This is a genomic window from Rhodovulum sp. PH10, from assembly GCF_000293785.1.
In the GTDB taxonomy this organism is placed as follows: Bacteria; Pseudomonadota; Alphaproteobacteria; order Rhizobiales; family Xanthobacteraceae; genus Rhodoplanes.
Genome location: NZ_AKZI01000093.1, coordinates 1 through 7,143 on the forward strand (window position 1 = coordinate 1; position 7,143 = coordinate 7,143).

Genomic DNA, 7,143 nt, shown 5'->3' on the forward strand with positions numbered 1-7,143 from the left:
AAAGACTCCCGCGGGGGGGGGGGGGGGGGGGGAGCCGATGCGTCTCGCCGAGCCGGGCGAGCTTTGCCGCACGCGCCGGGTTCAGCGGCCCGGAGCCGCGCACGTCGATGTCGAGGCCGTCCGCGGTCGCGGTGGCGTGCAGGTCGAGCGGCTTCTTCAACGGCTGCAGGATTTCCGCGATCGCCCAGCTCGTCTCGATCGCTCCCGAAAGGCCCGGCGCGGCCACCGGACAACGGTCGATCGGCACCACGTCGTGCGCCTTTTGGGCGGCGAAGCCGACCTGGAGAATGTCGCGGCCCCCGCGCCGGGCATGCAGCACGATGCGGCGCCGGCCCTCGCCGTGCGCATCCATGAGATCGCCGACCGGCGCCTCGAGCCCGGCCGCCTCCAGCGCGTCCTCGACCAGCCCACGCTTCCAGCGGCGATAGAGCGGCTCGGCCATATGCTGCGCGATGCAGCCGCCGCACACGCCGAAATGCGGGCAGAGCGGAGCGACGCGCCCCGGGCTCGGCTCATCCACCGCGACCAGCCGCCGGCGGTCCGGATGGCCGTCCCACGGTTCCACCGTGACGGTCTCGCCCGGCAGCGTGTAGGGCACGAAGATCGGCTCGTCCGGCCCGTCGGCAACGCCGTCGCCGCGATGCCCGAGCTTTTGGATCACCAGGCGCTCGCTCACGGCGTGCCTCGCCGGGCGATCAGCAGGAATTCCTGGTTGCCGTCGCCGCCGGTGATCGGCGAGGGCAGCGTCGCGCGCATGTCGAAACCCTGCGCGGTGACGAAGGCGGCGACCGTCTCGCACACCTCCGCATGGACCGCCGGATCCCTGACGACGCCCTTCTTCACCCGGTCACGCCCCGCCTCGAACTGCGGTTTTGCCAATGCCACGAGATCGCAGGCGGGTGCCGCGAGGGCGAGTGCGACCGGCAACACCTTGGTCAGCGAGACGAAGCTGACGTCGATGCTCACGAACGTCGGCGGCTCGGGAAACGCGTCGGGCGTGAGCGTGCGGATGTCGGTGGCCTCCAGCGAGAGAACGCGTGCGTCGGCCCGCAGTTTTGCGTGGAGCTGGTCGCGGCCGACATCGACGGCGTAGACGCGCCGGGCACCGCGGTCGAGCAAAACCTCGGTGAAGCCGCCGGTCGAGGCGCCGACATCGAGGCACACGCGGCCCGCCGGATCGATGCTTCCCGCCTCGAGCGCCGCCAAGAGCTTCAGCGCGCCGCGCGACACCCAGGGGAAGGCGGGCTCCGCCGTGATCAGGGCGTCGGCCGGCAGGGCGTCGGAGGGCTTTTTCACCACGGCGCCGTCGGCGGTGACGAGCCCGGCGGCGATCGCCGCCTGCGCCCGCGCGCGGCTCTCGAACAGGCCACGGTCGACGAGGAGCCGGTCGGCACGCACGCGGGGAGACATGGTTTCCGTCACCATCGTGGAGAGGAGCCGTCGGTTGTAGGGTGGGCAGAGCGAAGCGTGCCCACCGCGACGAGACGTGCCGGACAAGGCGTGGTCACGGCGCTCGCGCGCCTTTGCCCACCCTACGGTTATTCATTCGTGACCGTCTCGGCGCATGCTCATTCTCCGCTCATTCCCGCTCGAGCGGGAATCCAGACGACCTTTTCGTGTGGCTCCTGGGTCCCCGCTTTCGCGGGGACGAGCGGATGGAGCGTTCTGCCGATCGAAAAAGCAAACGGCCGGGCGAGAACCCGGCCGTTCGATCACGGTGCAGGCTAACCTGTATCAGGCGAGCCTGCGCGGACGAGTCCGCACAGACTGGTCTGTCAGGCGAGGCGGATGGTCTCCTTGGCGTCCTTGCCGAGCGCCTCGAACACTTTTGCGACGATGCCGCGGCGGTCGAGGCCGGCCTTGGCGTACATCGCCGGCTGGGTGTCGTGGTCGATATAGCAGTCCGGCAGCACCAGCGGCCGCACCTTGAGGCCGCGGTCGAGCAGCCCGGCCTCGGCCAGCGCCTGCAGGCAGAAGCTGCCGAAGCCGCCGACCGAGCCTTCCTCGACGGTGATCAGCACCTCGTGCTCGCGGGCGAGCCGGGTCAGGAGATCGATGTCGAGCGGCTTGGCGAAGCGCGCATCGGCGACGGTGGTGGCGAGGCCGTGGGCGGCCAGCTCGTCGGCCGCCGCGAGGCACTCGCCGAGCCGGGTGCCGTAGGAGAACAGCGCGACCTTGTGGCCTTCGCGAAGAATGCGGCCCTTGCCGATCTCCAGCGGCACGCCCTCGAGCGGCACGGTGACGCCGGTGCCTTCGCCGCGCGGATAGCGCAGCGCGGTCGGCGCGTCGTCGGTGGCCGCCTGGGTGGCGACCATGTGGACGAGATCCGCCTCGTCGGCCGCCGCCATCAGCACCATGTTGGGGATGCAGCCGAGAAAGGCGATGTCGAACGAGCCGGCATGGGTCGGGCCGTCGGCGCCGACCAGCCCTGCGCGGTCCATGCAGAAGCGCACCGGCAGCTTCTGCAGCGCGACGTCGTGCACCACCTGATCGTAGGCGCGCTGCAGGAAGGTCGAGTAGATCGCGACGAACGGCTTGTAGCCTTCGGTGGCGAGGCCGGCGGCGAAGGTGACGGCGTGCTGCTCGGCGATGCCGACGTCGAAGAAGCGGTCGGGAAACAGTTCGCCGAACAGATCGACGCCGGTGCCGGCCGGCATCGCCGCGGTGATGGCGACGACTTTCGAGTCCTTCTTCGCCTCCTGCACCAAGGCCTCGGAGAAGACTTTGGTATACGAAGGCGCCTTGGCGTTGGACTTGACCTGCGCGCCGGTCGCGACGTCGAACTTGACCACGCCGTGATACTTGTCGGCCGACACCTCCGCCGGCGCATAGCCCTTGCCCTTCTGGGTCACGACATGGACCAGGATCGGGCCGCGCCGCTTGGCGTCGCGCACGTTCTTCAGCACGGGCAGCAGATGGTCGAGATTGTGCCCGTCGATCGGCCCGACATAATAGAAGCCGAGCTCCTCGAACAGCGTGCCGCCGTGGGTGATCATGTTGCGGGCGAACTCTTCGGCCCGCACCGCCTGCTCGTGGATCCGCCGCGGCAGACGCTGGGCGAACTGCTTGCCGATCTCGCGCAGCGAGAGATACGGCCGGCCGGTCATCAGGCGGGCGAGATAGGCCGACAGCGCCCCGACCGGCGGGGCGATCGACATGTCGTTGTCGTTCAGCACCACGATCAGGTTGGAGTCCATCGCGCCGGCATTGTTGAGGGCCTCGTAGGCCATGCCGGCCGACATCGCGCCGTCGCCGATGACACAGACGACGTTGTTCGCCTTCTCGTCGAGGTCGCGGGCGATCGCCATGCCGAGCCCGGCCGAGATCGAGGTGGAGGAGTGGGCGGCCCCGAACGGGTCGTACTCGCTCTCCGAGCGCTTGGTGAAGCCCGACAGGCCACCGCCCTGGCGCAGCGTGCGGATGCGGTCGCGCCGGCCGGTGATGATCTTGTGCGGGTAGGCCTGGTGGCCGACGTCCCAGATCAGCCGGTCCTCGGGCGTCGAGAACACGTAGTGGAGGGCGACGGTGAGCTCGACGACGCCGAGGCCGGCGCCGAGATGCCCGCCGGTCTGCGACACCGCGGAGATCATCTCCTGACGCAGCTCGTCGGCGAGCTGGCGAAGCTCGCCGGGCTCGAGACGCCGCAAGTCGTCGGGAGTGTTCACGCGGTCGAGCAGGGGAGTTTTCGACGGCTGGAGCAAATCAATACCTCCCGAGGGATCCGACATCGCTTTCTTTCAAGGGCTTACACCGAACGGTGCAGTATGACAAACAGGTCCGGCGGTGGCGAGGATACCGTCCGACGGGTGTCGGAGGAGGAACCCGTCACCGGGCTTACGCATTTGGTGTCAATCACTTGTCCATTCGACTCGGCGGTCCGTCCGCAAGATCGGAACCAACGACATGGCGCCGTGCGCGAGCTTTCTTCGACATTTGGCACGCCCCCCCATGGTCTGTGAAGCCTCGTCGTATTCGCCCGGCGGCACCGGGCGGACGACTCGTCCCGTCTCCTGTAGTCGGGCGAGAGCGTCCGGGGTTCGGCTGCGCCGGTGCGCGGATCGTCACTGGCCGCGGGCGGCGCGGTGCGGTTCTCGTCGGCGGCCGGATGGAACCGACGGTAGCCCGATCGGCCGGCGACCGGCGTGTCTAGCCCGCCATCGGTTACGATCCGGTTCTCGCCCCTGCGGGACGGCATGAGCCATGGCGCTCGACACCTACCGGCAGAAGCGGCGGTTCGATGTCACCTCCGAGCCGCGCGGCAGAAAGAGGCGGAGCGCCGGAAGCAGCTTCGTCGTGCAGAAGCACGCGGCGCGGCGGCTACACTACGACTTTCGTCTGGAGCTCGACGGTGTCCTGAAAAGCTGGGCGGTGACGCGCGGTCCCAGCCTGGTGCCGGGCGAGAAGCGGCTGGCGGTGGAGACCGAGGACCATCCGCTGGAATACGGCGGCTTCGAGGGAAAAATCCCGCAGGGCGAGTACGGCGGCGGCACGGTGATGCTGTGGGACCGCGGCCGGTGGGCGCCGGAGGGCGACCCGCATGCCGGGCTCGCCAAGGGGCATCTGCGCTTCACGCTGGACGGCGAGAAGCTGAAGGGCGCCTGGCACCTGGTGCGGATGAAGCCGCGCAAGGGCGACAAGCACGCCAACTGGCTGTTGATCAAGAGCGAGGACGCGGAAGCGCGCGAGGCCGGCGCGCCCGATTTGCTGGAGCAGGCGACCACGTCGGTCGCGACGGGCCGGTCGATCGACGAGATCGCCGCGGGCGAGACGCCGAAGCGCAAGTCGAGCGTGAAGGCGGCGGCGGTGTGGCACTCCGCGAAGCGCGAGGCGCCGGCGGCGCCCGCTCGGGCGACGCCGAAGGCGCGGGCCACCGGGCGGAGCCGGCCCGGGACGGCCGGTAAAAAGGCGGGTGCCGCGAGACGGCCGGGCGGCCGGGCGGCGAGCCCCTTGCCGGATTTTGTCCCACCGTGCCTGGCGACGCTCGCCGAGGCGGCGCCGGAGGGCGAGGGCTGGATCCACGAGATCAAGTTCGACGGCTACCGCATCCAGGCGCGGCTCGAGGGCGGGCGGGTGACGTTGCTGACCCGCAAGGGGCTCGATTGGACGGCGCGGTTCCGCTCGGTCGCCAAGGCGATGTCCGGGCTGCCGGCCGAAAGCGCGCTGATCGACGGCGAGGTGGTGGTCGAAAATTCCTCCGGCCACTCGGATTTTTCCGCGCTGCAGGCGTCGCTCGAGGCGGGACGCCAGAACTTCGTCTATTACGCCTTCGATCTCCTCCATCTCGACGGCCGCGACCTCTCGGTCCTGCCGCTCGTCGAGCGGAAGGCGGCCTTGGCCGACCTGATCGCGGCGGCGGGGGAGGGCGGGCCGCTGCGCTTCTCCGAGCATTTCGACACCGCGGGCGAGACGGTGCGCCAGCACGCCTGCCGGCTCGGGCTCGAAGGGATCGTCTCCAAGCGCCGCGATGCGCCCTACCGCTCCGGCCGCGGCACCGACTGGGTGAAGAGCAAATGCACCGCCCGGCAGGAATTTCTGGTCGGCGGGTTCAGCCTGGCAGCTCGCTCGAAGAGCGCGGTGGGGGCGCTGGCGGTCGGCTGGCACGAGGACGGTCGGCTGCGCTACGCCGGGCGGATCGGCACCGGCTGGTCGCAGCCACAGGCGCGCGCGCTGTTTGCCCGGCTCTCGCCGCTCGCGACGAAGAAGCCGGCGTTCGCCGGCCTGCCGGCCGACGAGCGCCGCACCGACATGACCTGGGTGAAGCCGGAAGTGGTGATCGAGGCGGAGATGCGCGGCCTCACCGGCACCGGCCTCCTGCGCCACGCCGCCTTCAAGGGCATTCGCGAGGACAAGCCGCCCCGCGAGGTTTTGCGCGAGACGCCGGAGATCACCGCCGTAGCTTTGGAGGAGACGATGGCGGAGCCGAAGGTTTCACGTCGTGGGGCCGCTTCACCGCTCCCCGCGCGCGGGGAGCGGTCGGAGACCGCGCGGCGCGCGCGGGCGACCAAGAAAACGGGCGGAAAGAAGCTCACTCATCCCGAGCGGGTCTATTGGCAGGACGTCGACGTCACCAAGCAGGGCCTCGCCGATTTCTACGCCTCGATCTGGGACTGGTTCGCGCCCCACGTGGTGCGCCGGCCGCTGGCGTTGCTGCGCTGCCCGAACGGCGTCGGCTCGGAGTGCTTCGTCCAGAAGCACGCGCACGCGACCTTCGACCGCTCGAAGGTTCTCTCCGTGGACGACCACGGCGACGCGCTGATCGCGATCGAAAACTTGGACGGGCTGCTGGCGCTGGTGCAGGCCGGCGTGCTCGAGGTGCATGTATGGGGCTCGACCATCGACAGCCCGGACGTGTGCGACCGGCTGGTGATCGACCTCGATCCCGGCCCCGGCCTCGACGGATCGGCGGTGATCGATGCGGCGAAGGAGGTGCGCGACCGGCTCGCCGACAAGGGCCTGGAGAGCTTCCTGAAGACCTCCGGCGGCAAGGGATTTCACGTCGTGGTGCCGCACGACGGCGCCGACTGGGCGACCGCAAAGGCGTTCACCAAGCGGCTCGCCGACGAGATGACCCGCGATGCGCCGGACAAATACCTCGCCAAGGCGACCAAGGCGGCGCGCGAGGGAAAGATCTTCGTCGACTATCTGAGGAACGGCCGCGGGGCGACGGCGGTCGCCGCCTACTCGCCGCGCGCGCGCCCCGGCGCACCCGTCTCGACCCCGGTCTCGTGGCGCGAGGCGACGACCAAGCTCTCGCCGGCAAAATGGACGATCCTGAACCTCGACGAGCGTCTGAAGCGCCTGAAGGCCGATCCGTGGGCGGAGATCGCTTCGGTGCGCCAGACGCTGCCGGAGGGGTGAGAGTACGAGCGGAGATCACGACGCTCGAGGAAAACGAGATGCCAAGACATGATCGGCCGAGGTCGCGGGCTCGATCGACGGCTGTCCGGTTCAGGCTCGAGAGGGGTCCCGAATGCGGCGGGACTCCCTCTCCCCGCAGGCGGGGAGAGGGTGGGGGTGAGGGGCGCATTCTTGGTGTCGAGGAAAACCCCCTCACCCGGAGTCCTCGCTGCCGCTCGGACTCCGACCTCTCCCCGCCGGGGCTACGGGATTCACGGAAGTGCTTCGCGTGTGGCGAGGAGGAAG

General features: G+C 69.8%; 3 protein-coding genes and 1 pseudogene. 1 reads left to right on the plus strand and 3 read right to left on the minus strand.

Annotated features, from left to right (window positions below):
- From A33M_RS15685 to dxs, 3 genes and pseudogenes are all read right to left on the minus strand, one after another.
- Nucleotides 1-676, minus strand: a pseudogene (locus tag A33M_RS15685) (hypothetical protein); the annotation flags it as partial.
- Nucleotides 673-1,410 carry a TlyA family RNA methyltransferase gene (locus A33M_RS15690; RefSeq protein ID WP_202801911.1) on the minus strand — a complete coding sequence of 246 codons (738 nt, stop codon included), beginning with the start codon at nucleotides 1,408-1,410 and terminating at the stop codon, nucleotides 673-675. The gene A33M_RS15690 and the pseudogene A33M_RS15685, both read right to left, overlap by 4 nt.
- Before the next feature lie 365 nt (nucleotides 1,411-1,775).
- Nucleotides 1,776-3,728: a 1-deoxy-D-xylulose-5-phosphate synthase gene (dxs, locus tag A33M_RS15695; protein ID WP_052027081.1), complete on the minus strand. Its 1,953-nt coding sequence runs from the start codon at nucleotides 3,726-3,728 to the stop codon at nucleotides 1,776-1,778.
- A 472-nt stretch (nucleotides 3,729-4,200) separates the two neighbouring features.
- On the opposite strand from dxs, the gene ligD reads away from it, so the two are divergent.
- Nucleotides 4,201-6,858 (plus strand): DNA ligase D, encoded by a 2,658-nt coding sequence (gene ligD, locus A33M_RS15700; protein ID WP_008388970.1) that lies wholly within the window; start codon nucleotides 4,201-4,203, stop codon nucleotides 6,856-6,858.
- Nucleotides 6,859-7,143 lie beyond the last annotated feature (285 nt).